This window comes from Cryobacterium sp. TmT2-59, from assembly GCF_004403545.1.
Lineage (GTDB): Bacteria > Actinomycetota > Actinomycetes > Actinomycetales > Microbacteriaceae > Cryobacterium > Cryobacterium shii.
On the sequence record NZ_SOGM01000006.1, the window covers coordinates 1 to 26,109 of the forward strand.

General features: G+C 64.7%; 21 protein-coding genes. 10 read left to right on the top strand and 11 right to left on the bottom strand.

Annotated features, from left to right (window positions below; genetic code table 11):
* Together E3T24_RS00460 and E3T24_RS00465 are read right to left on the bottom strand one after the other, a co-directional pair.
* Positions 1–849: glycosyltransferase family 2 protein (locus E3T24_RS00460; RefSeq protein WP_134434159.1), on the bottom strand; the 849-nt coding region annotated here is incomplete at its 3' end.
* The gene (locus E3T24_RS00465) at positions 849–2,018 is read right to left on the bottom strand and encodes a glycosyltransferase family 2 protein (RefSeq protein ID WP_241976241.1); all 1,170 of its coding nucleotides are present in this window, start codon (positions 2,016–2,018) and stop codon (positions 849–851) included. The genes E3T24_RS00465 and E3T24_RS00460, both read right to left, overlap by 1 nt.
* A 58-nt stretch (positions 2,019–2,076) precedes the next feature.
* Here E3T24_RS00465 and E3T24_RS00470 point away from each other — a divergent pair, with 58 nt between their 5' ends.
* Genes E3T24_RS00470 through E3T24_RS00480 form a run of 3 tightly spaced genes read left to right on the top strand, consistent with a single transcriptional unit; the run spans position 2,077 to position 5,206 of the window.
* Positions 2,077–2,952 (top strand): hypothetical protein, encoded by an 876-nt coding sequence (locus E3T24_RS00470; RefSeq protein ID WP_134365243.1) that lies wholly within the window; start codon positions 2,077–2,079, stop codon positions 2,950–2,952.
* Positions 2,949–4,106, top strand: coding sequence for a hypothetical protein (locus tag E3T24_RS00475; RefSeq protein WP_134365242.1), 1,158 nt, complete (start codon positions 2,949–2,951; stop codon positions 4,104–4,106). Before E3T24_RS00470 ends, E3T24_RS00475 begins: the two co-directional genes overlap by 4 nt.
* Positions 4,103–5,206, top strand: a complete 1,104-nt coding sequence (locus tag E3T24_RS00480) for a glycosyltransferase family 1 protein (RefSeq protein WP_134365241.1) — start codon at positions 4,103–4,105, stop codon at positions 5,204–5,206. The genes E3T24_RS00475 and E3T24_RS00480 overlap by 4 nt, the downstream gene beginning before the upstream one ends.
* Here the strand turns inward: E3T24_RS00480 and E3T24_RS00485 are convergent.
* The 4 genes from E3T24_RS00485 to E3T24_RS17125 are packed head-to-tail and all read right to left on the bottom strand — an operon-like array spanning position 5,182 to position 10,289.
* Positions 5,182–6,345: a glycosyltransferase family 4 protein gene (locus tag E3T24_RS00485; protein ID WP_166789142.1), complete on the bottom strand. Its 1,164-nt coding sequence runs from the start codon at positions 6,343–6,345 to the stop codon at positions 5,182–5,184. The two genes, E3T24_RS00480 and E3T24_RS00485, sit on opposite strands and share 25 nt — an antisense overlap.
* Positions 6,338–7,933 (bottom strand): DUF2142 domain-containing protein, encoded by a 1,596-nt coding sequence (locus tag E3T24_RS00490; RefSeq protein ID WP_166789143.1) that lies wholly within the window; start codon positions 7,931–7,933, stop codon positions 6,338–6,340. Before E3T24_RS00490 ends, E3T24_RS00485 begins: the two co-directional genes overlap by 8 nt.
* A gap of 35 nt (positions 7,934–7,968) precedes the next feature.
* On the bottom strand, positions 7,969–8,976 hold the full coding sequence (locus tag E3T24_RS17120; protein ID WP_160141088.1) for a glycosyltransferase family 2 protein: 1,008 nt from the start codon (positions 8,974–8,976) through the stop codon (positions 7,969–7,971).
* Complete coding sequence (locus E3T24_RS17125) at positions 8,973–10,289, bottom strand: polysaccharide biosynthesis protein (RefSeq protein ID WP_160141089.1); 1,317 nt, start codon at positions 10,287–10,289, stop codon at positions 8,973–8,975. The genes E3T24_RS17120 and E3T24_RS17125 overlap by 4 nt, the downstream gene beginning before the upstream one ends.
* 169 nt (positions 10,290–10,458) lie before the next feature.
* Here E3T24_RS17125 and E3T24_RS00500 point away from each other — a divergent pair, with 169 nt between their 5' ends.
* The 3 genes from E3T24_RS00500 (at position 10,459) to E3T24_RS00510 (ending at position 12,532) form a co-directional block, all read left to right on the top strand.
* Positions 10,459–11,343 (top strand): glycosyltransferase family 2 protein, encoded by an 885-nt coding sequence (locus E3T24_RS00500; protein ID WP_198417487.1) that lies wholly within the window; start codon positions 10,459–10,461, stop codon positions 11,341–11,343.
* A gap of 74 nt (positions 11,344–11,417) precedes the next feature.
* Positions 11,418–12,155 (top strand): glycosyltransferase family 2 protein, encoded by a 738-nt coding sequence (locus tag E3T24_RS00505; RefSeq protein ID WP_134403348.1) that lies wholly within the window; start codon positions 11,418–11,420, stop codon positions 12,153–12,155.
* Complete coding sequence (locus E3T24_RS00510; RefSeq protein WP_134403337.1) at positions 12,152–12,532, top strand: DUF2304 domain-containing protein; 381 nt, start codon at positions 12,152–12,154, stop codon at positions 12,530–12,532. The genes E3T24_RS00505 and E3T24_RS00510 overlap by 4 nt, the downstream gene beginning before the upstream one ends.
* 33 nt (positions 12,533–12,565) lie before the next feature.
* Here the strand turns inward: E3T24_RS00510 and E3T24_RS00515 are convergent, their stop codons facing one another.
* The 3 genes from E3T24_RS00515 to E3T24_RS00525 all read right to left on the bottom strand — a co-directional run bounded on the left by E3T24_RS00515 (position 12,566) and on the right by E3T24_RS00525 (position 20,156).
* Positions 12,566–14,233 (bottom strand): hypothetical protein, encoded by a 1,668-nt coding sequence (locus tag E3T24_RS00515; protein WP_134403336.1) that lies wholly within the window; start codon positions 14,231–14,233, stop codon positions 12,566–12,568.
* Positions 14,234–14,493: 260 nt separating this feature from the next.
* The gene (locus E3T24_RS00520; protein ID WP_134410048.1) at positions 14,494–16,983 is read right to left on the bottom strand and encodes a glycosyltransferase; all 2,490 of its coding nucleotides are present in this window, start codon (positions 16,981–16,983) and stop codon (positions 14,494–14,496) included.
* 62 nt (positions 16,984–17,045) lie between these two features.
* Positions 17,046–20,156: a hypothetical protein gene (locus E3T24_RS00525; RefSeq protein ID WP_134403334.1), complete on the bottom strand. Its 3,111-nt coding sequence runs from the start codon at positions 20,154–20,156 to the stop codon at positions 17,046–17,048.
* A gap of 720 nt (positions 20,157–20,876) precedes the next feature.
* Between E3T24_RS00525 and E3T24_RS00530 the strand changes: the two genes are divergently transcribed.
* From E3T24_RS00530 to E3T24_RS00545, 4 genes are read left to right on the top strand one after another with little or no spacing between them, the layout of a single operon-like run.
* Entirely contained in the window at positions 20,877–21,110 is a 234-nt protein-coding gene (locus E3T24_RS00530; protein WP_134403333.1) for an acyl carrier protein, read from the top strand.
* The gene (locus tag E3T24_RS00535) at positions 21,053–21,871 is read left to right on the top strand and encodes an SDR family oxidoreductase (protein ID WP_241976239.1); all 819 of its coding nucleotides are present in this window, start codon (positions 21,053–21,055) and stop codon (positions 21,869–21,871) included. The genes E3T24_RS00530 and E3T24_RS00535 overlap by 58 nt, the downstream gene beginning before the upstream one ends.
* Positions 21,868–22,509, top strand: a complete 642-nt coding sequence (locus E3T24_RS00540) for a NeuD/PglB/VioB family sugar acetyltransferase (protein WP_134403332.1) — start codon at positions 21,868–21,870, stop codon at positions 22,507–22,509. Before E3T24_RS00535 ends, E3T24_RS00540 begins: the two co-directional genes overlap by 4 nt.
* Positions 22,510–23,511, top strand: a complete 1,002-nt coding sequence (locus E3T24_RS00545) for a ketoacyl-ACP synthase III (protein ID WP_134434162.1) — start codon at positions 22,510–22,512, stop codon at positions 23,509–23,511.
* A gap of 14 nt (positions 23,512–23,525) precedes the next feature.
* Here E3T24_RS00545 and E3T24_RS00550 read toward each other — a convergent pair whose 3' ends face one another.
* Both E3T24_RS00550 and E3T24_RS00555 read right to left on the bottom strand, forming a co-directional pair.
* Positions 23,526–24,503, bottom strand: a complete 978-nt coding sequence (locus E3T24_RS00550; RefSeq protein WP_134434163.1) for a glycosyltransferase family A protein — start codon at positions 24,501–24,503, stop codon at positions 23,526–23,528.
* Complete coding sequence (locus E3T24_RS00555; protein ID WP_347232629.1) at positions 24,500–25,843, bottom strand: DegT/DnrJ/EryC1/StrS aminotransferase family protein; 1,344 nt, start codon at positions 25,841–25,843, stop codon at positions 24,500–24,502. Before E3T24_RS00555 ends, E3T24_RS00550 begins: the two co-directional genes overlap by 4 nt.
* Positions 25,844–26,109 lie beyond the last annotated feature (266 nt).

A 26,109-nucleotide genomic window follows, 5' to 3' on the forward strand; every position in this document is an offset into this window, starting at 1 on the left:
CGGCTGCAGCAGCGCGGCCCGCTCCTGCAGGGCCTGGGCGCGGGCCAGCAGGCGGGCGTTGCGGGCCGTGCGCGGCGCCCGCAGCCGGCCCAGCTTGCCGGCGGCGTCGAGGCTGGAGGCGCCGATCTGGTTGCCCGCGTGCTGGCGGTAGTCCAGCAAAGGGATTTCGAGCAGGTCGACCTCCCCGGTCGCGGCGGCCACGATCGCGAGCCACTCGTCGTGCACCCAGGCGGCCGGGAACGGGCGCGCCTGCTGCACGAGGCCGCGGCGCAGCATCGCCGTGGCGCCGGTGACGATGTTGCGGCACAGCAGCAGGTCGAGGGCGTGCCCCCGATGTTCCGCGGCCTGGTCGGCGGCGGACACCCCCAGGGTGGCGAGCAGGGTGCGGCCCGTCGGCCGGCCGGCCTCGTCGACGAGGCGGGCATCCGTGTGCAGCAGCTGCAGCGGCGGCCGGGACGCGAACTCGGCGGCCAGCAGGGCCAGCCGTTCCGGGGGCCACACGTCGTCCTGGTCGCTGAGGGCGATCAACTCGCCCGTGCACGCGGCGAGCGCCTGCTCGAAGTTCCAGGTGACGCCGAGCGGCGCCGGGTTGCGGATCATGCGCAGCGTCACGGCCTGCCCCGGATGCTCGCCCTGCCAGGCGGCGAAGACGCGCTCCACCTCGGCCGGGGTGTCGTCGGTGGAGCCGTCGTCGGACACGACGATCTCATCGGCGGGCGCGCTCTGGTCCAGGATGCTGCGCAGCTGTTCCTCGATGAATTCGGAGCCGTTGTAGGTGCAGAGCGCCACTGACACGCGGGGCACGGATGCCGCGGGCGCACGCGAGGCGGAACCGGTCGGGCGGGCCATCAGCGTCGCTTCAGACCGACCGAGAGCACCCCGAGGAACAGGCCGGCCATCACCGTCTGCGAGCCCAGCATCATCAGCAGGGCCGAGGGGATGGCCACCCGCACGGTGGCGCCGGCCTCCAGCGCGCCGTAGCCGCCGGCCGCCCAGCCGACCAGCTGGGTCAGGGCGATGCCCAGGCCGATCAGGAAGAGCACGACGCCGAGGATGGCGCCGCTCTCGAGGCTGATGCGTTTCTCGAGTCGCTCGAAGTTGCGGCTGCGCGGGATACGAAACCCCTCGTGCTGGGCGTAGATCTTGGTCAGCAGGGCGAACAGGAAGGCCTGGTAGCCGACCACCGCCAGCGCGGCCAGGTAGATCTGGCTGGCATAGGTGAAGCCCACCTCCCCCACCACGACGGGTCCGAAGCCGAGCAGGATGGTGCCGAGGAAGCCGATCAGGAACGCGACGCTGCCGGGGATCAGGAACAGCCAGCGCGGGCTGAAGATGAGCAGGAAGCGCAGGTGGCGCCAGCCGTCACGCCAGCTGCGCAGGTGGGGCGGCCGGCTGCGGCCGTCTTTCTTGAGGGTGGTGGGCACTTCGCTCACCCGGGACCCGCCCAGGGTGGATTTGACGACCATCTCGCTGGCGAACTCCATCCCCGACGTCTGCAATTTCAGGGCGAGCATGGACTGGCGGTTGAAGCCGCGCAGCCCGCAGTGGAAGTCCTTGATCGGCGAGCGGAACAGGGAGCGCCCGATCCAGGACAGCACCGGGTTGCCGAGGTACTTGTGCAGCGGCGGCATGGCACCGGCTGCGATGCCCCCGCGGAAGCGGTTGCCCATGACCAGTTCGTCGCCCGCGCGGAGCCGCTCGACGAAGCCGTCGAGCTCGCTGAAGTCGTAGCTGTCGTCGGCGTCGCCCATGATCACGTACGTGCCACGGGCGGCCTCGATTCCGCCGATCAGGGCGCTGCCGTAGCCCTTCTCCGCGACGTCCACGACCCGGGCCCCGTGGGCCTCGGAAATCTGCTGCGACCCGTCGGTGCTGCCGTTGTCGGCGATCAGGACCTCGCCGGCGATGCCGCTCCGCCGCAGGTACCCCTGGGCCTTGTCAATGCAGACCGCGAGCGTTTCTGCCTCGTTGAGGCACGGCATCAGGATCGAGAGTTCAATTGTTTCGGTGATTGTCATGCTCGGTGCGAGTCCTGTCATTGTTGGTCTGGCCCCCTCATCGTACAGAATGTGCTGTGTGGACTTAGGACTGGTGGTGTCGACGCTCGGCCGTGTCGAGAGCCTGAAGCGACTCTTTGATTCCCTGTCCGGGCAGCTTTCAGCGGGTGACGCCCTCGTCGTGGTCGCCCAGCGCAACCTGCCCGCGGTGGAGGCACTCGCATCCGCCTACCGCTCGGACAGCATGCGGATCACCGTCACGACGTCGCCGCCCGGGGCGGCCCGCGGCCGGAACGCGGGCGTCGCCGCTCTGCCGGCGGGCCGCGACCTGCTGCTCAATTTTCCCAATGACACCACCTGGTACCCACCCGGCACGCTGCAACGGATGCGGCTCCTCCCCGAGGACTTCCGAGCGGGCGCCCTCACCGTGGTCGACGAGAACGGGCCCAAGTTCGTGCTGCCCGAGCCCGGTGCGACCCTGACCCGGTGGACGGTGTGGAGCGTGATCGAGATGGGCATCCTGATCCGGCGCACCGTGTTCGACCGGCTCGGCGGCTTCGACCCGGAGATCGGCACAGGAGCCCCGACACCCTGGCAGGCCGGGGAGGCCACGGACCTGCTCCTGAAGCTGATCCGCACCGGGCAGCACTCCGGGTTCGCGTGGCAGCCGGCCGCGCTCACCGTGGGCGGGGTCAGCGACCCGAGCGGGCTCAGCAGCGCGGAACGACGGCACAAGCTGCGCGGCTACGGCCGGGGGCTGGGTCGCCTCGTCACCCGCTGGCGGTATCCGCTCTGGTGGCGGTTCGCGTTCCTCGGCGGCGGCCTGTTCTTCGGACTGCGCAATCGCGGGACGAACGCCCTCATCGACGGCTGGTGGGTGTTCCTCGGCCGGCTCGAGGGAATGCTCGGTCACACCCTCGGCGCCGCCGGCACGCTCACCGCGGTGACCCGGTGACGGCCGACCTGCCCTCGCCGCTCCGACTGCGGCGGGCCACCCTGAGCCTGATCACCCTGCTCGGCGGCGTATCCCTGGCCGTCATCCCCGCGGCGACGGTCGCGATCTCGTCCCGGCTGTTCAGCCGGCCGGAGCAGGGCGTGATTGCCGTGGCGGTAATGGTGGCCACCTTCGCCGGCCAGCTGACCTTCGCGGTCGTGCTCGAGTCCCGGCTCAGTTCGGCGGCCACCGAACGCCGGGTGGTGTTCCCGCTCTGGTTGGCCGGTCTGGCATTGGTCGCCGCCTCGGTGATCGCGCTTAACGCGACGAACCCGGTCGTGCTCTGCCTCGGCCTGCCGCTGCTGATCGCCGCCCTGGAAGTCGGGCGGGGCGTCTCGGTCGCCGAGCGTCTGGACCTGCGGGAGATCTGGGCATCCGTCGCGGTGGGGCTCGGCGCCCTCGGCGGCGTGGCAGCCGCGTTCACCGGCCAGGACTGGGCGCTGATCCCCCTGGTGGCCGGCATCGCGCTGGCGACGCTGGTGCGCTGCCTGCCGGTGACCCATCGGGCCAGCCGTCCGGAGCCGGACGTGATGGGCTGGGTGGTGGCCGACACGGCGATCACCGGCGTGATCTACCCGCTCCTGAACGCCATGATCCTGACGCTGATCGGGCCCGGCGACGCGGTGCTGTTCACCGCGATCGCGACGGTGTCCGGCCTGCTCGCGATCCCCCTGAACTTCATGCGGCTGCGCCTGCTCAAGGAGCACTCCCGCCTCGACATCGTCGTGTCCGCCGGCGCGGTGCTCGCAGCGGTCGTGGTGCTGGTGGCGCTGGAGCGCACCGGGGTGCTCGGCTTTATCTTCGGCGGCGTCTGGACCAGCTCTGCCGCCATCCTGTCGCTCGTGCTCGCGTGCGGTTGGCGGGCCGCGTCACTCGCCACGACCATTCCGTTCGCCGCGCTGCGCCGGATGGGCGAGGTGCGACTACTCACCGGGCTGCGCGCAGCCGTCTCCGTGATGGCGTTCGCCCTCGCCGGGATCGGCCTGGCGCTGCACAGCCTGTCCGCCGTGTTCCTGGGTCTCCTCATCGCCGAGCTGGCGTCGGCCGTGCTCTACGAGCTCGCACGGCGCCGACGGGTGCGCGCCGCCGCACTGGTCGTGGCGGCCGCAGTATGAGCCGCGTCCTCGTTGACCTGCTCTTCTTCACCGGCCGCAAGGGCGGCATGGAGTCGTACGTGCGGGAGGTGTACAGCCGGATCGAGCCCGGTGCCGACGGGATCGAATTCGTCGGCCTCGCGTCGAGCGAGTTGGCGGTCGCGGGTGCCCCCTGGTTTCCGGGCGAGATCGTCGACTCGGGCATCAGCGGCGAGAACCGGATCGCCTGGGCCCGCGGCGAGCTCTTCTCCGTCGGCCGCGCGGCCCGGCGGCAGCGCGCCGATCTGGTGCACTGTCCGGCCAACCTCGGTCCGGCCTGGTCGCGGGTGCCCGTGGTGCTGACCGTGCACGACCTGCTGCCGTTCCGGCATCCGGAATACGTGCCCGGCGCGTACTCGCGCATTCTCCGCACCATGATCCGGGTGGCGGCGCACGGCGCACGCCGCGTTCTCACCGTCAGCGTCGCCTCGGCGGATGACATCGTCCGCTACCTCCGGGTGCCGCCCGCCCGCATCGACGTGGTGCCGCTCGCGGGCCAGGACGCGGACGCGGATTCCGGCACGGCAGCGGCGCCACTCCCCCGGCTGCCGCGCCGGTTGCTGGCCGTGGGCAACCGCATGCCGCACAAAAACTTCCCCCTGCTGCTGGAGGCCCTCGCCCTGGTGCCCGCCGAATCGCGGCCGCACCTCGTCGTCACCGGCAGCCACGGCGACGACCCCCTGGCCCCCGTCGTGGCCCGGCTCGGCCTGGCCCCCTGGGTGACACTGCGGGGCTGGCTGAGCGCGGAGGAACTCGACCGGCTCTACGCCGAGTCGAGCCTGATCGTGTTCCCGACCCTGTTCGAGGGCTTCGGCCTGCCGGTGCTGGAGGCCATGTCCCGGGGCTGTCCGGTGGTCTGCTCCGACATCCCGGTGCTGCACGAAGTCGCCGGCGACGCGGCCGTCTACGTGGCGCCACAGGACGCCCCGGCCCTCGCCGCGACGCTGTCCGGCCTGCTCGACGACCCGGCCGAGCTGGCCCGCATGTCAGAACGAGGCCGGGACCGGGCCCGCACCTTTTCGTGGGGCCGGACCGCCCGGGACACCGTGGCGTCGCTTCAGCGGGTTCTCGCCGAGCGGTAGCGCGCCAGGATTTCGTCGACCGAGGCGCCCAGACCGTGGCTGACCCGCTCGCGCTGGAACCAGTCGAGGGTGGAGCGGCGCAGCGGCTCTCCGGCCTCGACCGCCCGCACGATGGCCGCGCCGAGTTCGACGGGGGCCACGGATGCGGCGACGTATCCGTTCACGCCGTCGACGACCAGTTCGGCGGCCGCGTTGTCGGGGCCGGCCACCACCACGCTGGGCGTGCCGAACGTGGCCGCCTCCACCACGACCAGGCCGAAGCCTTCGCGTCGGGATGGGTTGACCAGCACCCGGGCACCCTGCACGAGGCTTCTGAGGTCTTCGTCGCTGACCCGGCCTCGCACGTCGACCGCGGAGTCGAGGCCGAGTGCGCCGACCCGCGCGACCACCCGGGACGTTTCGGGTCCCGTGCCCACGATGACCGCGCGCAGGGCCGGAATCCGGCTGCGAGCCTCCCGCAGGGCCGGCACCAGGTCGATCAGACGTTTGTCGGCGATGTGGCGGCCCACGAAGAGCAGGTACGGGTCGGCCGGTCGTTCGGTCGTGGCCCCGGGCTCGTCGCCGACGAGATCGACCAGGCCCAGAGTGACCGGCTGCGCGCGCCGCCGGTAGCGGCGCAGGCGGGCTCCGGTGAACTCGCTGTTGACGGTGTGCAGGTCACCGAGACGGATGCCCACCGACTGCAGCAGGAAGGCGATCGCTCCGGACATCGCGCCGGCGTACTGCCGCCATTTGGGCCACGGCCAGACCTCGAGCCAGTCGGCGACCACGAACGCGTGCGTGCCGAGGAGGGCCAGCCGCACCGCGAACAGGTTCAGCACCGGCAGCGTGCTCACGACGACGACGTCGTAGCTTCCGCGCTGGCGGAGGAAGTGGCGAAACAGTGCCCAGGCGAACGCGACCGCGCTCCGCGGGGTGCGGGTGCCGCCGGCGTCGTAGATGTCGCCCCGCCACACCGGAACGAGGGAGAAGGACGCCGCCGGGGGCGCCTCCGCCGCCCACTGCCGGCGGGTGACATAGTCGACGGGGCATCCTCGCTCCACGAAGAGTTCCGCCAGGCGGCGGTACACGCGTTCGCCGCCGCCAGTGTTGACCGGGAACAGGCAGTCGAACGCGACCGCGACTCGCGGTTCAGCCACGGACGGTCTCGGTCTCCGGTTCGGGGACCGCGGCCTCGTTGGCCTCGTTGGCCTCGTAGGCCTCGTAGGCCTCGTAGGCCTCGGCTTCATCGTCGGCCCGGGCGGACCTCATGGCCAGCCGGCCCGACCACATCAGGAAGAGGAGTGAGACGAGGCCGTAGAGCACCACGAGCGTCGGCCAGCCGAGCGGCGGCTGCCAGGCAGGTTCCCTCCACATGGCGCTGACCGGCAGCTCCGTCCCAACGACGTAACGCTGCAGAACAATAAAGTAGGCCACCGTGCCATACAGCACGATGGAACCAAGCGCCACCCAGATGACCCGGGTCGACAGGAAGGCCAACCCGGCGCCCTCAGATCCGGAGAGAACCACGGCCGCGACGATGACCACCCCGAGATACAGGAAGAGTCCGTACCGGCCCTGCCAGATGATGCCGGTCTGGGAGACGCTGTACCCCTGCAGAAACGCCGGCACCAAGATAGAAGCGGCCGTAACCGAAGCCAAAGTGATCAGGTTCCTCCGCCGTGCCACCGCGAATGCCAGGACCACGAGAAGACTGATCGCGGAGACGAGCAGCCAATAGGCGTAGGCGGGAAGTGGCGCGTCGAACCAGCCGAAGTACCCCATTGCCTGCTTGACGAAATTCGGGGTGTTGCGCAGGACGTAGACGAACCCCTGCACGAACGACGCCCCCACGAGAGGGGCATCGGACTTGTCGGCTTGACTGGACAGACTTCCGCCGCCAAGGGTCCAAAGAATTGAGAACAGGGAACCCGCCGCAACCAGGGTGAGCCAAAGATAGCTGGACCCCGTCGTGAAGAGTCTTTTCACGGGCAGCCACCCACCCGCGAGGAAGCAGAGCCCGACGACGACGACCAGCCAGAGCGGTCCAAGGGCACGCGCCGTAGCAAGGACGATTGCGGAAATCGTCACGATGAACCACAGATATCCGCGACTCAAGGTGGATACCGTCCCCAGATTTCGCCCATCGAGCTGTTGAAGCAGCCTCAAAAGGGATACCCACAGGGCCAGCGTCGCAGCGATCTCGATCCCGTTTGGGTTTACGGCGCCAAAGAGATACACAACCATCGGCGCAGCGGCAAAGGCCAATCCGAGCGGCATCCACCGCGCGCGTCGGACCGACATGGCGGTCTGGAAGGCCCACGCGACGAACACAGAACAGAGCAGCCCGCTGACAATGCGCATCGCGTAGATTCCGGTTGAGCCGTCGAAGATCAGGCTGGGCCAGCCGACAGCGTAGTAATACAGCGGGTTGTAGGCACCCACCCAAGTGTTGAACCACAAGGCCCCACCCGGATCCCCGAGTTCCACCCCGCAATCCGCCGGCTGTGCAGACTGAAACACGAAGCACTGAATCTGCGGGTCGTACGAATACTCGGCCGGCAAATCCACGACTGTGTGTTTGATGCCCGGAACGTGATAGCCGATGACCTGCCCGCGAACCTGGGCGATTGCCTTCGTAGCATGAGCATTCTCGTCGGGAACAGAGAAAATTGGGCTGGCAAGCGCCCACAGGATCGAGAGGGCTGACATGATCACGAAGGCAAACCAGAAGACAGATCTGGGCATCAGGACACGGGGTGCGCCGGGAGCCATTGGACGCATCAGGCGGTCATTCCGAAGGCTCGTTTGACATGACGGCGGTAGGCCGCCGTGTACACGCTGGGCGCCGTCTTGAAGAGCAGCGCAGCAATTCCCAGTCGCGGTTCGGCCCGAAGGGTTGCCCACACGTCCGGAACTCGAACGGCACGTCGGCACTGTCGCACGGAATTGCGCGCCTCGGCAGAGGTGTGTCCCCTTGAGATGGCTGTCTGCGCGACCAGCAGCGAAATCAGCGTGCGCATCGAGCGCAAGGGATTCGCGTACATGCCGACGGTGAACTCGTGTCGAAGGTGGGTCGCCAGGTAGTCAAGTGCCACGGTTGTGTCGGCGAGGGTCGGCACTCTCCCCCAGGTGAGCGATTGACCGCTGATGAAATAGCGGTAGGTAGGTGTGGCAACCGCCTTGACCATTCGGGCGTGTGAATAGAGAACGATATTCGTGACCATATCCTCGAAGCGGGCGGCTCCTTCTGGAAAACGCACCGTGTCAAAGAGGCTGCGTCGAAACACCTTGTCCCACGGGAAGGGGGTGAGGCGGTCCAGCATGGCCTGGCGGACCGCTTCCCTGCCGGACCAGACTCCGATACCCCGGGACGCGGCATGGTCCACGGAACCGTCAGTCCTGACGATCTCGCGTCCACCGATAACGATGTCGATCTCCGGCGTAAGCTCCGCAGCAAAGATGGCGAGATGGTCATGCAAATACTCGTCATCGCTGTCGAGGAACGTGACATAGTCCCCCGTCGCGTGCGCGAGGCCCGCGTTGCGCGCCGCCGCCACCCCCCGGTTTTCCGTCTGAACGATGAGTCGGATTTGAGCCTCCGGTGAGGCGATCATCAGTTCACGCACCGCGTCGACCGTTCGATCCGTCGACGAGTCGTCGACGATCAGCAACTCCCAATCCATCTCGGTCTGTGCCAAGACGCTCCGAATCGCGCGGCCAATGGTCGCCACGGAGTTGAATGCGGGCATGACCACGCTGAATCGCACGGGGCGGGGTGCGTCGCTCACGTTACGTCCTCGATCCGAGGTGGTTGCCGCCTGCCGCCTGCGACGGGAATCCCAAGACCATGCACGAGAATCCCGATCAGAGGAGACACGCACAGGCTCAGGGTGACCCGAACATCCGACGAGGCCGGAATCATAAGAAGGACGAAGCTTGCGAACGTCGCCGCGATCCATCCGAGCGTGTAGACACGGTGGAGTCCTGAGGCCAGCGCGGCCGCTCCGGTCAGGGTAAGAACCGCCATGCCCCCGGCGCCGAGGGTCAACAGCGCGAGTACGGCACCTCCCACGACGTAGCCGGGACCAAAGATCAACATCAGCCACGGGCCAATCCACCACGCCAGAACCGCCCCTACGACGGAGATCCCGATGATGAGCCCAACCGGCCGCCCAAGGGCACGGAGGCCCCGGTCGCGCTGATTCACGAAGGACGCAATTGCCACCCCCTGAAAAGCTTGGAGGGGGATCATAATCGGAGCACGGGTGAGCTGAACGGCAAGCAGTAAACCGGCCGACGACGCGACGGCCGCTGGTGAGGACGTGAGGCTGAACATGATGGGAAATCCGACGATCAGCGCGGCTGTTGCCGCCGCGGAAACCAGCGCGTAGGAGTGCTGGCGAAGCAATGCGGGGAGCGCGACGTCCGATCTCGCTCGGATGGCCCCACGGGCTTCGCGGGAAATCACAAGGAAGACGATCCAGACGAGGGACGCCAAGGTGCAGGCCACTTCGACGCCCACGACAGTTGCGGTCGTGAGGGCCACAGCGACGACGCAGAGGAAGCGCACAAGCGACTCGCTGCCCATCAGCCAGGAGTAGAGGCGCCAATTCTGGCTTCCCGCCGCCGCGCCGGCCAGGGTGGCGTGGCCGGAGTACGCGAAGCCGGCCAGCGCCACCGCCATGATCACCCATGGGGATCCTGCGGGGAAGAGCTTCTCGGCCCACAGCGCGGATGAGGCGAGGAGTGCTGCGGACACCACCGCGCCGACGATGAGACCAGCGGGCAACACCCTCGTCGAGGTCCGGCCCCGTCCGACACGATCCGCGAGAACGGCACTGCGCACGGCACGCGTGGTCTCGCTCTGAATACCCGAAAGCGTGCCGAAGAGGCCGAAAAGGAGGCCCCAGAAGATCAGGAATTGCGCAGTGTCAGCTGGGGAAAGGGTGCGCGCGACGACCAGCGAGATGAGGAAACCGGCCGCAGCCGCAATCGCGGATGCCACACCGATCCCCGAGGCACCGCGGGCACCAATGGTTGTTTCGCTCGCTGGCATGGCCGTCTTCTCCTCGTCTGAGGTGCGCCATGGTTGCTTCATCATCCTGCTTTCACTGCGCTACCAAACCCGCCCGATTCTACTCTGGAGCGACCTGACCGGGATGACTCGAAGCCGCCCCGGGTCTTCTGGTCCCTGCCGGGGACCCCTTTCGTCCAGTGAACTGTGACACGATTGATGAACCACCGCCCGAGTCCAGCCGATAGAGACCCCCGTGAAATTCGACATCATGATGCCCTTCTATGGGCGCTTCGACCACTTCCAGCAAGCGGTCGAAAGCGTGCGCGCGCAGTCGGATCCGGACTGGAGGATGGTGATCGTGGACGACGTCTACCCGGACCTCGCCCCGGGCGAATGGGCCTGCGGTCTGGGCGACGATCGCATCACCTACATCCGCAATCAAGAGAACCTCGGGCCAAGCCGAAACTACCGCAAATGCGTATCGCTGATGCAGAGCGAATTCGCCGTCATCATGGGCTGCGACGACATCATGCTGCCGAACTTCGTCCGCCGCACCAAGGAGTTGATCGACGAATTCCCGGATTCGTCCATCATTCAGTGCGGTGTGTCCGTCATCGATACCGACGGCCGGCCGATCCTCCCGCTCGCGGACCGCGCCAAATCCTGGTATCAGTTCCGCGGCCGCGGCGCCCGCGAGTATTCGGGTCCAGCTTTGGCCACGAGCCTGATGCGTGGTAACTGGACTTATTTCCCCTCCTTGGTCTGGCGAGCCTCCGAGCTGCGGAAACATGGTTTCCGGGTTGATTTGGACGTCGTCCAGGACCTCGCCATGCTCGCCGAAATCGTAAAGGGAGGGGGCAGCCTGGTGCTCGACGACGAGGTCACCTTCAATTACCGGAGGCATTCGGCGAGCGTTTCGGCGATGACCGGCCCGGACGGGTCGAAATTCGCCCAGGAACGCACGCTCTTCACCGAATCGTCCCGCGATTTCAGCACGATGGGTTGGACCGGCGCTTCCCTCGCCGCGCGGATCCACTTCACTTCCCGGATGAACGCGCTCAGCGAGTTGCCGGCTGCGGTCCGCTCGGGGAACGCCCAGGGGCGCCAAGCACTCCTCCGTCACGTCTTCGGCAAGTAATCCGTGGCTCCGCCTCGAGCCGTTGACCACCGCGGGGACCGCCACCACCCGGCCTGTTGGATAGGATTTTGCTCATGACGACCCTTCTGAAGCACACGTTGATCGTGATGCCGGCCCTCAACGAAGAGGAGTCCGTGGCGGCCGTCGTCGACGAGGTCTATTCGAAACTCCCCGGCATCAGCGTTCTCGTCGTTGACGATGGCTCAACCGATCGAACAGCAGAGCGTGCCAGACTCGCCGGTGCCACGGTGATCAGTTTGCCCTTCAACCTTGGCGTGGGCGGCGCGATGCGGGTCGGCTTTAAGTACGCCTTGGCCCACGACTTCCAAAACGTCGTCCAGGTTGATTCGGACGGTCAGCACGACCCGTCCGGGGTAGCAATGCTCGTGGACGCTCTCGATTCCGCTGATGTGGTCGTCGGCGCGCGTTTCGCCGGTGAGGGCGACTATTCAGTCAAGGGTCCAAGAAGATGGGCGATGATCGTCCTGGCCACAATTATCAGTTCACTCGCGGCGACCAAACTCACCGACACAACGTCCGGTTTCCGCGCGACGGGTCCTCGGGCAGTGCGGCTTTTCGCCGAGCACTACCCGGCGGAGTATCTGGGCGACACCATCGAGTCGCTGGTGATCGCGGCCCGGGCGGGATGCACAATCCGCCAATTGCCCGTTTCGATGCGCCCTCGCGCCGGTGGCGTCCCCTCCCACAACCCGTTCAAGGCGGCGGCATACCTCGGTCGAGCCGGCATGGCCCTGATGATCGCTCTGATGCGACCGCGCGTCCCCCTAGCCACCGAGGTGACCAGTTCATGACCATTGCCAGTTACATCCTTGGAATCGCAGCTGCAATGCTCGCCCTCGGCGTGGTCACCGAGATGCTCCGCCGCCGTCGGTTGCGCGAGCGTCACGCTATCTGGTGGATCATCGCCGGTGTGCTTGCCCTCGTCATTGGGGTTTTTCCTCAGGTCCTCATTTGGACGGCAGCCGCTGTCGGGGTCGAGGTTCCGACAAACCTGGTCTTCTTCGTGAGTCTCTTCATTCTGTTCCTCGTGTGCATCCAGCAGAGTGCTGAGTTGACCGAGCTGGAGGGAAAGACCCGCGCGCTGGCCGAGTATTCCGCCCTATTAGCGAACCGGGTCACCCAACTGGAAACCGCCACCCATCGCGCCGATGCAGGTGACACGCCGTAACGACGGTTGCCGTCCGGGTGGCAGGCCAGGCATCTAATCCATTTTGACGACAACCTTCTTGGCATCCGCGGGGCAAGCCGCACCGAGATCCGCGGCGAGAGAGCTCTCTGCAGTGAGCACGACGGTGCCGGGCCCGGTCAGTTTGATGATCGAGCAGAGGGAGCCGATGTCCTTCTGATCGGCGGTGTAGGCCAGGTAACGCAAGGGGAATCCGTCTTCCGGCTGATCCTCGGACAGGATTTGAAGGAGCCAGAAATTAATCTGTCCCTCATTGTCGTCTCCCGAATGCCAGAGCACGGTCGGAGCAGGCTCGCCCGCGAGCTTGAGGAACCGCTCAGTAGCCGCGTCGCCCTGCCCGAATGAATCGCCCGTGAGGACTCGGGCGACAACGTTTTTGGCGTCGTAGCCCGAAACGAAGTTCGTGAGACTCAATGTGCTTGCAAATGCTCCGGCCAGGGCGGCAAATGCGATCCAACGCAAGGGTCCTGGACCCGTCGCGCGACCCATGAGATCTCCGGCGAATCCGGCCACCAGGATGAGCACCACCACGGCGAACAACCAGAGAAATTTCTGCGGGTAGTAGCCCCACAAAGTAGCCTGACTACGGTTCGAAAACAGGAGAACTCCCAAGCCTGCTCCCAGCCCGGCAATGAGGGCCATCGTCCCCCAGAATATATCTTGGCCGCCTCGAACTGCGGCTAGGCAGATGATCAGCAAGACGAGGGCCCCGAGGAGCGCCGGCGGGAAGGGGTAGATCCCGCCGACGGCAGCGAGGGATCCGCGTTCGCCAAGGAAAGTCGGCAAGGTCAGTGTGATGCCGTACACGGCCAACTGGAAAAAGGCCGCGACGAGGAGGACCAGCGCAATCCCACGCGTCGCGAGGATCGCCTTCCACTTCAGAATCACAACCATAAGCGCCAGTGCTGCCGGAACAACAACGAGGGGGCTCCACACCGCCAACACCAGCGTCCCTGCCACACACAGCAGCCCGAGAACCCAGTCAGGGTGTTCCCGGACATTGGAATAGGCAATCCACGCCGCTAGGACAACCGGCAGAAGGACGTTGACGTTGACGAAACCATACTCGAGGGAGATTCCGGAAATGAACCAGGACAAAGGAAGCAGTGAGGCTCCCGCGCCGACCAGGGCCACGATGACCGTACGTTGACGTTCAACGAGCGAAGCAGCGGCGATACCCGCCAGGAGACAGGACAGCGCGATCAGGAGCATCCACACCTGAGCGAAGGCCCCGACGTCGCTGCGAACCGTTGCCGCAAGAGAGACCCCATGACGGTTCGAAGCCATGACAAGCGCGAGGAGCCCAGCTGGCAGCGGCACGGGGTTCTCGGCAGCCCCCGTCGTGATGCCGTTATTCTCGACGATAAGGCGTGCGAATAGAAGATTGTTCGCGGAATCACCACGTGTGATCCAAGCGAGGGCTGAGGCCCCCGAAATTAGGTGACTCGCAATCAACGTCCCGAACCAGACTGCAGCACCGAGCCAGGGAGCCGCCCAGACCCCGAGGGTGGCACCTGATGGGAGCGTCAGCCGGCCACCCGTTCGGAGTATTCCACCAACTGCAAGGAAACCGCCTACCGCAAACACCGCTGCCAAAGTCAGGTCGAGCGGCAGCCCAAGAACGCGGGTAACCATCATCTCGTAAAGTGCGCAGAGGAGCGGCACCAGCACCAGGGTTGCCATCGTCAGAGCGCCCCCGACGCGGGCCCGCAGCACGATGGCCCATGGGAGAGCGCACGCAATCGCCTGGACCCAGATGGGGAGTCCGAATGCGATGGCCACGCTGGTGGCCAGGATGACCGCAGCCAGGACACCGGCAACGAGAACACCAGGAACTTGCCCAGATCTACGGCCGGACGTGAGGTCGGTTGGTGAGTGACCGTTCATACGAGATGTGGCTCCAGGTGCTTTGGGGTGATTCGTTTCGACTTCCGCCCTGTTTATCACGCGCGGCGCTTGAGTCGATTGACGATCTTTGTCGCGACCGCGCGTGGCCCGCTGTGCCTGAGGTGGTGAAGTGCCAGCTCCACATCGTGCCGGATACCGTAGGGCTTCCTCCGCATCGGAGCCCTTCCCGAAGCCCTCATCAGGCTCGTTTTCGGCACCTCCAACGCACGCCGGTCCGCTGCGTGACTGGGGTTACGAGCGAAGTCCACGAGAGGGGACAATGTCCGTTCCCAGAAGAACCGTTCCCGAACCCGTCGAATATTGGACACGGCCTCAGCGATGAATTCTTCATCGAAAAGGATGCGCTCCAGCGCGACAGAAAGGGCATCCGTGTCTGTCGCCGGAACCACAATTCCTAAGCCTTCTGCTGCGATCAGCTCAGCGAAGCTGTCCCCTTCAGTAACGACCATGGGCAGTTCCGCCCAGAGATAGTCCAGAATACGAGTCCGGAAAGAGAAGGTCGTCTCTACGTGGGAGAAATGAGTGCTCACTCCCGCGTCTGCTTCCAGGAGGAAATTCTGCCGAACCGAATATTCGACCCAGGACTCGTTGAAGAACACGGAGTGGTCGAGGGCACCCAAACTTCGGGCGAGCTCTCTGGACTGGCTCACGATTTCCATCTCGGGCACGCCCGGGTGAGGGTGCTTGGTCCCTTGGAAGAACAGTCGCACGTTCGGCCGGCGACCAGACAGGTCGGCGACAGCTTTGATCAGCGTCTTGGGATCGAACCAGTTGTAGAGTCCCCCGGCCCAGAGGAGCACCTTGTCATCGGCGCCGATGCCTGGCCTAACCCCCTTAAGCACCGAAACGACGTGTTCGGGAGGTGTGCTGCTCAGTCCGAACGGAGCGACGGCGATCAGGGACTCGAGATCGGGATCCGAGGCATAGGTGGCCGGGTTGATGCGACCCAGTGCGGCCAACTGCCCCAGGTAGAAGTGCCTCTGGCGCTCAGAGGCACAAAGGAAGAAATCCCCTTTGGTCATTTGCTCGTTCAGGACCGCCGTGGCGTCTGCAACCTGCTTCTGCCAGGTCGCGGGAGGCAGTTCTCTCCCCTGCTCGAGCTGCTCGAGATGCATCGGGTCATAGATGTCGACTACGACAATCTTGTCCGTGTGCTGGAGCGCGTCAAAGATCGCCATGGCGTGACCCTGGAAGACGATGATATCCGCCCAGCGTTCGAGCGTCTCGAAATTGCGGTTGTCACCGGGGCGCAGCTTCTTCAATGTGAAAGGTGCGTCCAGTTCCTCCAGTGTCGACAGGGTCACCAGTGTCACGTCGTGCTCCGAGGACAGCGCGAGCGCCATATTCCATGCACGGATCGCCGGGCCGGCCAGTTTCACACCCAGGGGATCGCCGGTCAAAATCAGGATGCGGGTCGCGCGGGGTGCGTCCAGCACTCCGAAAGCATGAATGAGACTCTCATAGCCCTCCAGGAAGCCGGGTCCACTGAAGCTCGGTGCATCGGTCTTGCGAAACAGTGGCAGCATGGATGCGTCAGATCGCACCCGGGAACCTTGAATCTCGTCTCGGGAGGCGGTCAGCGATGCGAGGTGTTCGACGAACTGGTCGAGCGCGAACAGACCCGCGAGGCTATCCTTTCCGATCGAAGCGGCACCTTCAGCGTCACCACCAGGGTTGCGGAAGTCGAACTCGCTCGATTCCAATCCTCCCCGGGACACCGCCCGGCGGGCCGCCAGCAACAACGCGGCCGGAAGCGCTTTGTCGAGCTGTTCCTGGCCCAGATTCTTGTACATCGCGAAGAGGGCATTGCGTTCGAGGAAGTAGGTTTCCTTGAACGAACCGAATTTACTGACGGACCCATGGTGCTTGTGAAAAGCAATGGAGGCCGGCGAGAAACGGTATCGCCATCCCCGCAGGTTCAAACGCCACCCCAGGTCCACGTCTTCGAAGAACATGAAGAAGCGTTCGTCGAACCCGCTGATTTCGTCAAATACGCTGCGGCGCACGAACATAGCCGACCCCGTGCCGAAGAGCACATCCTTGGCATCGGTTCCCTCGCCGTGCGCGGGCCAGCCGACCAATGGCTTATAGCCCATGCCGAACCAGGTGAGTCCCGCGTCAATGTAATCGACGAGGTCACCATCCCAATCGAGAACTTTGCTCGCCACGGCGCCGATCCGACTGTCTTCACCGAAAGTGTCGATGGCGGCGCGGATCCACTGGGAATCAGGTTTCGCATCACTATTGAGGAAGGCCACGAATTCACCCGAGGACGCGTTGACGCCAAAATTGCAGCCGCCGGCGAACCCCCGATTTTCGCTGGACTCCACCACGATGGCCCAGGGGGCCGCTTCGCGAATTCGCGCCGCGCTCCCGTCAGCGGAGCCGTTTTCCACGACAATGACTTCGAGACGTTCAGCGGGCCAGTCGACTTGTCGGAGGTGCTCAAGTGCCTCGATCGTGTCGTCTGCGCCTCGGAAGTTGACGAGAACGACGGAGACAACGCCCGTTCGGATGATCGGCATTTGGATCCTCTTTCATGTCACACGGTCCAGAGAAGCCTAACAACTGGCGCTACGAGTCTCGGCTACGAGGTGGCGATCGCCCGGCACCCGAGGGATGTCGCCGAACCCGCGCCAACGTTCTGCAGATAAACGCACACGGTGTGATTTCCAGCCTTTGCCGGAATGGTGCTGGCAAACCCATGGTTCGTACCAGATCCGGGTACCTGTGATTCTGCGGCGGGATTGGCCTGATCGGCCGTGAGCAGAACCCACTGGCTATCGATCTGAACATCCACCTTGACGGCCTGCGTCAGAATGTCGGGGTCAACGGCCCAGCCGGTCAGGCTGACACCACCTACGCCACCAGTCACCGATTGCAGGGCACCCTGCGGTGAACCTGCCATCCCTGCGGCAGCGGTCGTCGAGACCGACCGGCATCCGAGCGAAACCGCCGAACCCTGACCAACGTTCTGGAGGTAGACGCAAATCGTATGATTTCCGGCAGGGACAGGGATTGTGCCGCCGAACCCGTGGGCGGCTCCCGCGCCGGGAAACGCCGTGTCGGCTGTCGGGTAGTTCTGATCCGCGTTCCACATGAGCCATTGGCTGTCGACCTGGATATCGACCTTGACCGCCTGAGTCAGAACGTCCGGGTCAACCGCCCAGCCCGTGAGAGCAATCCCACCGGCACCACCCGAGGCTCCGAGAATCGCCCCCTTTGGCGGGCCACCCGCTACCGCAGCAGCCGTGCTTGCGACCGCCCGGCATCCAAGCGATATCGACGAGCCCTGGCCCACGTTCTGGACGTAGACGCAGACCGTGTGGTTGCCAGCCGGCACGGGAATGCTCCCCGTGAAACCGTGGTTAGGCCCCGCGCCCGGAACGGCAGCCTCGGCGGCCGCTGACGGCTGGTCGGCGGCCCACAGCAGCCACTGGCCGTCCAACTGCACATCGATCTTTGCCGGCTGCGTGAGAATATCGGGGTCGACCGCCCACCCGGTCAGCGTTACCGAACCTGGTCCGCCAGTGGCGGTAACGAGATCACCCTGGGGTGGTCCGCCAACAGTGCCTGGTGTTCCCGTCGTCGCAGTCTGCTTGCATCCGAGAGAGGCGGCGCTTCCCTGGCCGACGTTCTGCAGGTACACGCAGACGGTGTGAGTGCCGGCGGAGACGGGAATCGAACCGCTGAAGCCGTGGTTCAGGCCAACGCCCGCGAACTTGGACTGAGCCGTCGGATCGCTCTTATCGGCATTCCACAGGAGCCATTTACCATCCACCTGTATGTCGACTTTGACCGGCGCCGTTGGAGCGTCGCCGTCAATGGCCCAACCCGTGAGAGCCAGCGCGCCGGCTTCACCGGTGAGACTGGACACGGCTCCCTGCGGAGACCCCGGCCCGATGCTGAGCCCTCCGTCGACGGTCAACACCCGACAGCCCAGGGACGCATCCGGGCCTCCGCTGATCGCGTTCTTGACATAGACGCAGACGGTATTCGTTCCCGTGGCCGCCACGACGGTTCCGGCGAAGCCGTGGTTGGTCCCCGAGCCGGGGAACGCCGCCTCCGCGCCAGGGTTCGCTGACGATGCGGGCAACCGGTACCAGGCGGAGTTGACCTGCACGTCAACGTTCAGCGGCGCCGTGATGGCATCAGGATCGACGGCCCATCCCTTGAGGCTGATGCCTCCGGCCACCGCGGTGGCAGTTTCGAGCTTGCCCTGGGCAGCGGTGTCGGGCACATCGATCGTCCGGCATCCCAGCCCCGAGGACGAACCCAGGTTCAGATTGCGCATATAGATGCACACGGTGTGCGCACCGATGGTAGCCGGCACGCTCTGACTGAACCCGTGGCTGGTTCCAGCGCCCGGATAGGCGTCGGCACCTGCCTGTGAGCCTCGGTTGGCGGTCCAGGTGAACCATCGCGAGTCGACTTGCGCATCGAGGACAACGGGCTGGTCGAGCGCGTCGGGGTCCACGGCCCAACCGGATACGGTGAGCCCAGCGGCGATCGGGTCCAGGGACGTGATGGCTCCGGCCGGGGATTCATCCGGCACTACGATCGTGCGGCAGCCCAAACTAAGAGCCGACCCGAGTCCGACGTTCTGCACGTAGACGCACACCGTGTGCGCGCCCTTGGTCGCCACAATGCTTCCGCTAAAGCCGTGGTTTTGACCTGCTTGGGGAAACTGGACCGCCACGCTGGCAAGACTTTCATTAGCGGTGAGCCGGGTCCAGGATGAATCCACCTGAACGTCGACAACAAGCGCGGTTCCCCAAGCGTCCGGGTCAACGGCCCACCCTGAGAGCGTGATCCGCTTCGATACCGCGGACATTTTCGAGATTTGCCCAGCCGGAGTGCCCTGTGCGCTGGTTGGGTTCCCAAACCAGTCGTAGTACATTCGCCAGAAATTCCGATTGCCGTAGGCGCTGCAACCGTCCCCCGTGCCATACAGGTTCCCGAGGGCAGCGGCATTGGGGACATAAGGCGTGTAGAGGTACAAGTTCGCCGTGGCCTGGTTCAGGATGTTGACGTTCACGCCACCGCACGCCGAGTTCGGGTGGTACTGAATGTAGACGTTTCCGACGCGGTACTGCCTTGTGCCGCCCCCCGGGATACTCACGGGATAAAGGGTGTACTGACGAAATTGCCATGCGGACTTGTAGACCTGGTTGAACAACCCAAAGTAGTTTGCATCGCAGCTCGCACTGTAATTCGGGCCGCTGTCAGGGCAGCCCCAGCCCATAGCGCGCTCGTACCCGTAGGCACTGGGATTCGTCAGGAGCGACTGTTCCTTCTGCATAAGCACGATGAGAACGGCCGGGCTGATTCCGCAGGCCTGCGCCACCTTCCAAACGATTCGTGCTGCCGACTCCGCGGTCCCGCCGGTGTACTGCGCGCAGTGCCCCTGTTCAGGAGAGGCGATGGTTCGCGTCGTCGCGGAGTAGTCCTTGAGGCAGGGAACGCCGTCTCTGGGCGAGCAGCTCTTGGACGTGAAGAATGCCTGGACGTCTGCTTCGGACATGGAGCCAGCGTTATAGAAGTTCTGGTCGCTGATGATGTTCCCGGGCTGGAACTCTGAGCCGCTCATGGCGGCAGCACTATCAGTCGTCCGAACGACCGATAGTGCAGTCAGCAGGCTGCTGAGGAGGATGACGGCGGCAGCGCCGGTCAGGATACGAAACAGGCGTGTTTTCATCGACTGACCTCAAGGGAGTTGGACTCTCCTACGTATGCAGGAGAAGAGTAAGTTACGACCGCGGTCCACGATTCCCCGGAGAGTTCATCACCGGGAATTCTGAGCAGATCACAGTAGGTCAGCGTCGCATCCGGGTAGGCAGCAGCGACGGCCACGACCTTCTCGCCGGACGGTGACGTCAATGTCAGGGTGCATGTGCCGTCGTTATCGATCACATACGGGAGTAAAGCCCAGCCGTCGAACGATCCAGAATCCGGATTCCACGTCACTGAAGAGAGATCAACAGTGGTCGGCTGCGACGATCCCGGGGCCGTGTCCGCCGACGTCGGGAGGGGCAGCGGAGTTGGCGAGACCAACGGAACCCGGGTGACCGGGGGCATCGTGAACTCACTGGGCGGTGTCGAACCTTCGCCCCCTGAGGCGTTGATTGCGAGCGTCGTGATGCCGCCGATTGCGGCGATCCCCAAGGCTGTGCCACCCACCCAGAGAAGTACTTTGGTTCTTGTAGCCACACCTATCCCCGATTCGCCAGCCTACGCCCTCCAAAGTTACCGTACGGCGCAACAAGTCGCCGTGCATACCGGGCGTGTTGCTCGACATTCGGCCAGGCGGGGCCGCACACAGCCTAAGCAGACACCGAGTGCGGCCAAAGGGCGACTGGTAGTCTTACCTGATTGATACTCGACCGGCGCGCGAGCGCAGCATGAAGACGGAGCCCCCGTGGACCAGCCCAGTTTGATGCAGATCGTTGAAGACACCCTCGAGGTACCTGCCGGGACGGTCTCTCCCGAACAGAAGCTGTCTGAGCTCGATTGGGATTCCCTTGCCAACCTCAGTTTCATCGCGGCGGTCGATTCTCACTTCAACGTGCCCCTCGACGCCGAGGGGCTGGCTCGTTGCGAGACCGTACAGGACTTGCTAGCGCTGGTCGCCGACGCACAAACGGTGATGTAAACATCCGCTACCTTCTCGGAATCGAGGGCAAGCGCGTCCTGGTAACAGGCGCGAGCAGTGGCATCGGGCTCGCGACAGCGATCGAGATTGCCAATCATGGCGGCCGCGTGGTTGCTCTGGCCCGGGACTCCGCCCGTCTCGCGGACGCCATGGCCCGGCTTCGAGGGACAGGCCATTCGTCCGTGGAGTACGACCTTTCCGATCTGGAAGGAATCCCCGTCCTTGTGCAGGGAATCGCCCGGTCGATGGAAGGCCTCGACGCAATCGTGCACTGCGCCGGTCTCCACAGCGCACGGCCTTTGGCGTCAGTTGAACCCACGGATATTCGTCGAGTCATGGACGTCAATGTGAATGCCGCCATCATGTTGGCCAAGGGGTTCAGGCATCGGCAGGTTCAGAAGGTGGCCCCGAGCATCGTCCTACTCTCCTCAAGCCTCGGCCTTGTCGGTCAGGCCGGGACGAGCGTCTATTCGGCGTCCAAGGGCGCCTTGGTCTCATTGGCCAAATCCCTTGCTCTCGAACTGGCCCGGCAGGACATTCGCGTGAACGCGGTGTGCCCCGGAATCGTTGAGACCGAGATGACCGAGAACCTCGCGCGCACCATCGGGCCGCAGGCCTTTGAGAGCATCCGTCTGGCTCATCCCCTCGGTCTGGGTACGCCACAGGACGTTGCCGCCACGATTTTGTTCCTGCTTTCCGATGCCTCCCGGTGGATCACCGGATCGGTCATCGCTGTCGACGGAGGTTACACGGCGCAATGAGTACGCGATTGGTTATTGTCGGTGCCGGCGGCTTCGGCCGCGAGGTGCACACGTGGGTCGATTCGTCGCCCGCCTACCGCGAGCAGGAGGACATCGGCTCGATTGTCTTCCTAAACGACTACGAACCGGAGGTGCCGGTGCGCGCGCCCATCATCGCGACCTTCGACGGGTATGAGCCTGGCCAGGGCGACCTCGTCCTGTGCGCCATCGGAGATCCAGCGGCCCGCCGCGTCGTGGTTGAGCGGCTCGCTGCCCGGGGGGCACGATTCGCCACCTTCGTCCACGATCGGACCATCATTGGGGCTAACGTCACCGTGGGTCCGGGCTCAATCCTGTGCCCGGGGTCGATCTTTAGCAGTGACATCCGCCTGGGGTCCCACGTTCACGTGAACCTGAACTGCGTTGTCGGACACGATGTCACCATCGGCGATTTCGCAACGATCAGCCCGGCGTGCAACCTTCTCGGAGCCGCGACAGTCGAGAATTCGGCATTCCTGGGCACCGCGGTCACGATCCTCCCCGGAAAGCAGGTCGGTGCCGGCGCCGTCGTCGGCGCCGGATCACTGGTTCTCAAAAATGTTGCGACCGGATCGACGGTCTTCGGCAACCCCGCCCGGCCCATTGGGGAGCGCAGATAGATGCCAGCCAAAATTTCATGCGTCTCTTACTTCCTGCCGACGGGTACGCTGACCAATGAAGATCTGACCCGGGATTTCCCCGAGTGGAGCGTTGACAAGATCGCCAAGAAGACGGGAATCAACACCCGCCACATTGCCGCCGCAGACGAATTCGCCTCGGATCTCGCTGTCGGAGCAGGAGCAGCCCTCTTCGACGAACACGCCATCGACCGGGCAAGCGTTGACTATCTGATCGTCTGCACGCAAAGCCCTGACTATTTCCTGCCCACGACGGCCTGCGTCGTCCAGGATCGACTCGGTCTGGACACCAGAGTCGGCGCGATCGATGTCAATCTTGGCTGTTCGGGGTATATTTACTCGCTTGGGCTCGCGAAGGGACTGATCGAGTCCGGTCAGGCGGACCGGGTCATGATCATCACCGCCGACACGTACAGCAAGTTCATCAATGCGGACAATAAGTCCGTTCGGACCATTTTCGGGGACGGCGCCTCCGCCACCCTCGTAAGTAGCGACGGAGTGCCTGCGTCGCTCCAGGCGATTACCTACGGCACCGACGGTTCGGGAGCACGACACCTTATGGTTCCCCATGGAGGGCTCCGGACCGGCGCCGTGGGCCACGACGCTGCCCTCAGAGGTGACCAGACGAGCAACGGCTACGACCTGTTCATGGATGGCCCCGAAATCTTCAACTTCACTATCCGCGTCGTTCCGTCGTCCGTCGATCGGATCCTCGACAAGGCGGGTCTCGCGAAGGGCGATATCGACCTGTTCGTTTTCCATCAGGCGAATTCGTTCATGCTCGAACACCTGCGGAAGAAGCTCGAGATCGATGAAAACCGGTTCTTCGTGTCCATGGAAACGACGGGCAACACTGTGTCATCTTCGATCCCCATCGCCCTGGCCGAAGCCGTGCGGCAGGGCGCTCTCCGCGATGGCATGCGGGTCCTGCTGCTGGGCTTCGGCGTGGGATTGTCCTGGGGCGGCTTGATCCTGGAGTGGTAGGAGATTGCCGTCGCCTAGGTCTGGTCCGTCGGCTCCAAAGGCAGATCCTTGTGCGTGTACGGGATCATGTTCATTGTTGCCACGACGTCAGACGTCGCTGCCATCGAAACACCGGCCTGGGTCATCCGCCGGATGAGGTTCCAGTCCCCCGGCTCGTCCAGGAGCCAGGCATCAATGCTGTACTCAAAGACATCCGCTAGTTGGCGCAAGTAAAGCGCCCCCTGGAAACTGAACTGGCTGATCATCGGAGGCTCGCTCCAGATCCGCACCTCGTCACCGGTGACCAGGTTCTTCTGGACGAGGGCTCCGTACGCCAATTCGGCGTGCTGGGATCGCGCGAGAGACACCAGCTTCTCGATGTGGTCGGGAGTGAACTCGTCGTCGTCGTCCAACGGCGCAATCCACGACCCGGTCGACAATCGGGCCGCACGGTTAGCGGCAGGAGTCCCCGCCACCATCCAGCGACTGCGCGAATCTTCCGGGTACGAACCACGTTGCTCCAATTCGTGGAAGCTGATCCGGGAATCGCCGAGAGCCGCGATTGCACGGCGCGTGCGCTCGTTGGGGCCGTCATTGACCACGACGATCTCGAATCTCTCGTAGGTCTGCGCGAGGACTGAGGCCAACGCGACATCGATCAGTTCTTCGGTCTTGCTGTACGAAGCGATTCGGACGGAAACCAGGGGCTCCGGGTCCTGGAAAACCATTGCGTACTGCGGAGTCCGCCGAATTTGCGCCAGTTCGCTGCGAAGGCGCTCCAGGTCGTCCAGCTGCCGACGAAGAACCTCGGTCTGGGCAACCATGCGGCGCCGGAGATATTCGAATTCCTCGTGGGTTGCAGCCTTCATGTGCTCCAAGGGGGCACGCCATTCGCCGCGATGGAGTTCCTCGTACTCCAAATACTCGTGAAAAGCCGCCGTGGTCGTCCGCACGTTCACGCCGACCAGCTGGTTGACGATGGCGTCACGAATTTTGCCGATCCGCCGACTCATGACAGGCCTGCCAGAGCGCGAAGGGTCGAGATCACTAGGTCGACGTCAGCGGGATCCATGTCCTGGTGCACGGGCAGAGAAATACCCGTCGCCACAGCGTGCTCGGTGGCGGGCAGGGATCCGATGCGTGCTGAAGTCTTGAAGTAGTCCTGCCGGTGCACGGCCGGGGAATAGTAGCTCCTGGCCTCTACACCCGCGCTCTGGAGCAGGGCGAGCGCTCGCTTCTGGCTGGCAGTATCCGGCAGGCCAACCGTCGCGAAACACACCGACGAAAACTCGATCTGCTGGGGAAAGCGGAAAAAGGGCCGCGGCAACTCGTCACGGTATCGATTCACGACGGTTCGTCGCGTTGTCAGCGCGCGGTCGAGCGTGGACAATTGTCGCAGCCCGATCGCAGCGTTGATCTCCTGCAATTTGGCGTTCAGTCCAAGCGACGTCGCCCCACCCCCGGAAGCGTTGAAACCGAAGTTCTGGAACGAGCGTAGGCGGGACACCAGATCAACATCTGAAGAGACCACCGCGCCGCCCTCCCCCACTGCCAGGGGCTTCGTAGCGTGGAACGAGAACACCTCGCACACGCCCGCGCGCCCGACCTTCGAGCCGTCGGCATAGTCAGAACCGAATCCGGCCGCCGAATCGATGACCAGCGGAAGTCCAGTTTCCCGCGCCCAGCGGTCCCATTCGTCGACCCGGGAATTGCCGATCCCGAACGTGTTGCACAAGAGGATGCCCGCGACTTGATTCCCGAACTCGGCGTGCGCCGTCTGGGCAGCCACCAAGTCAGGCTGGAGCGTGTCCGCCTCGACGTCGATGAACAGTGGCTGGTAACCGCACCAGTCGATTGCCTGAGGACCTGCCGCGAAGGTGAAGGACGGCACGATGATGAACTTCGAGCCGTCGCCACGTCCGATGACCTCGGATAGGGCCGCCATAAGCCCCAATGTGGCATTGGCGAAGGTGGCCGCTTTGAATCCCGGGCCGACATAGGACGCGAGGGCCTCCGAGAATTCCCGTTCGTAGGGACCGAAGTTCGTGTACCAATTCGCCTCGACGATCCGGCCCATGTCGGCCGCGATGTCCTCTGCCCGAGGGAACGACGGCCGAATGAATGGAACCTTATATGACACGTAACCAGTCCTCACTGGCACGCACCCTGCGTGCCGGAATCCCCAGATAAACGGAATCGGGCTCGGCGTCTGTGAGCAATACCGCGCCCGCCCCGAGAATTGTCCCGGAGCCGACGGATACTCCGCTGGACACGACTGCCCCGATCCCCAGGAACACTCCATGCCCCAAGACACATCTCCCCGCAACGTGCACCCCCGGAGAGATGGTGACATAGTCACCGATGTCCGTACCGTGGCCGATCGTCGAGGCCGGATTGACAACGACGTGCCGGCCCAGCCGGACGAATGACGAGACAACAGAATGCGGCGCCACGATACAACCCCCCGCGAGCGAAGCGCTGGAAGCAACGTATGCGCTGGGGGCGATGATCGTGGTGTACTGGGTTCCCGCCCAAGCGTGGACCAGCTCCCGACGGAGGCCGGGGGCACCCACGGCCGCCGTCACCGGCAACACGTACAGGTCCGGACTCGATGCCTCG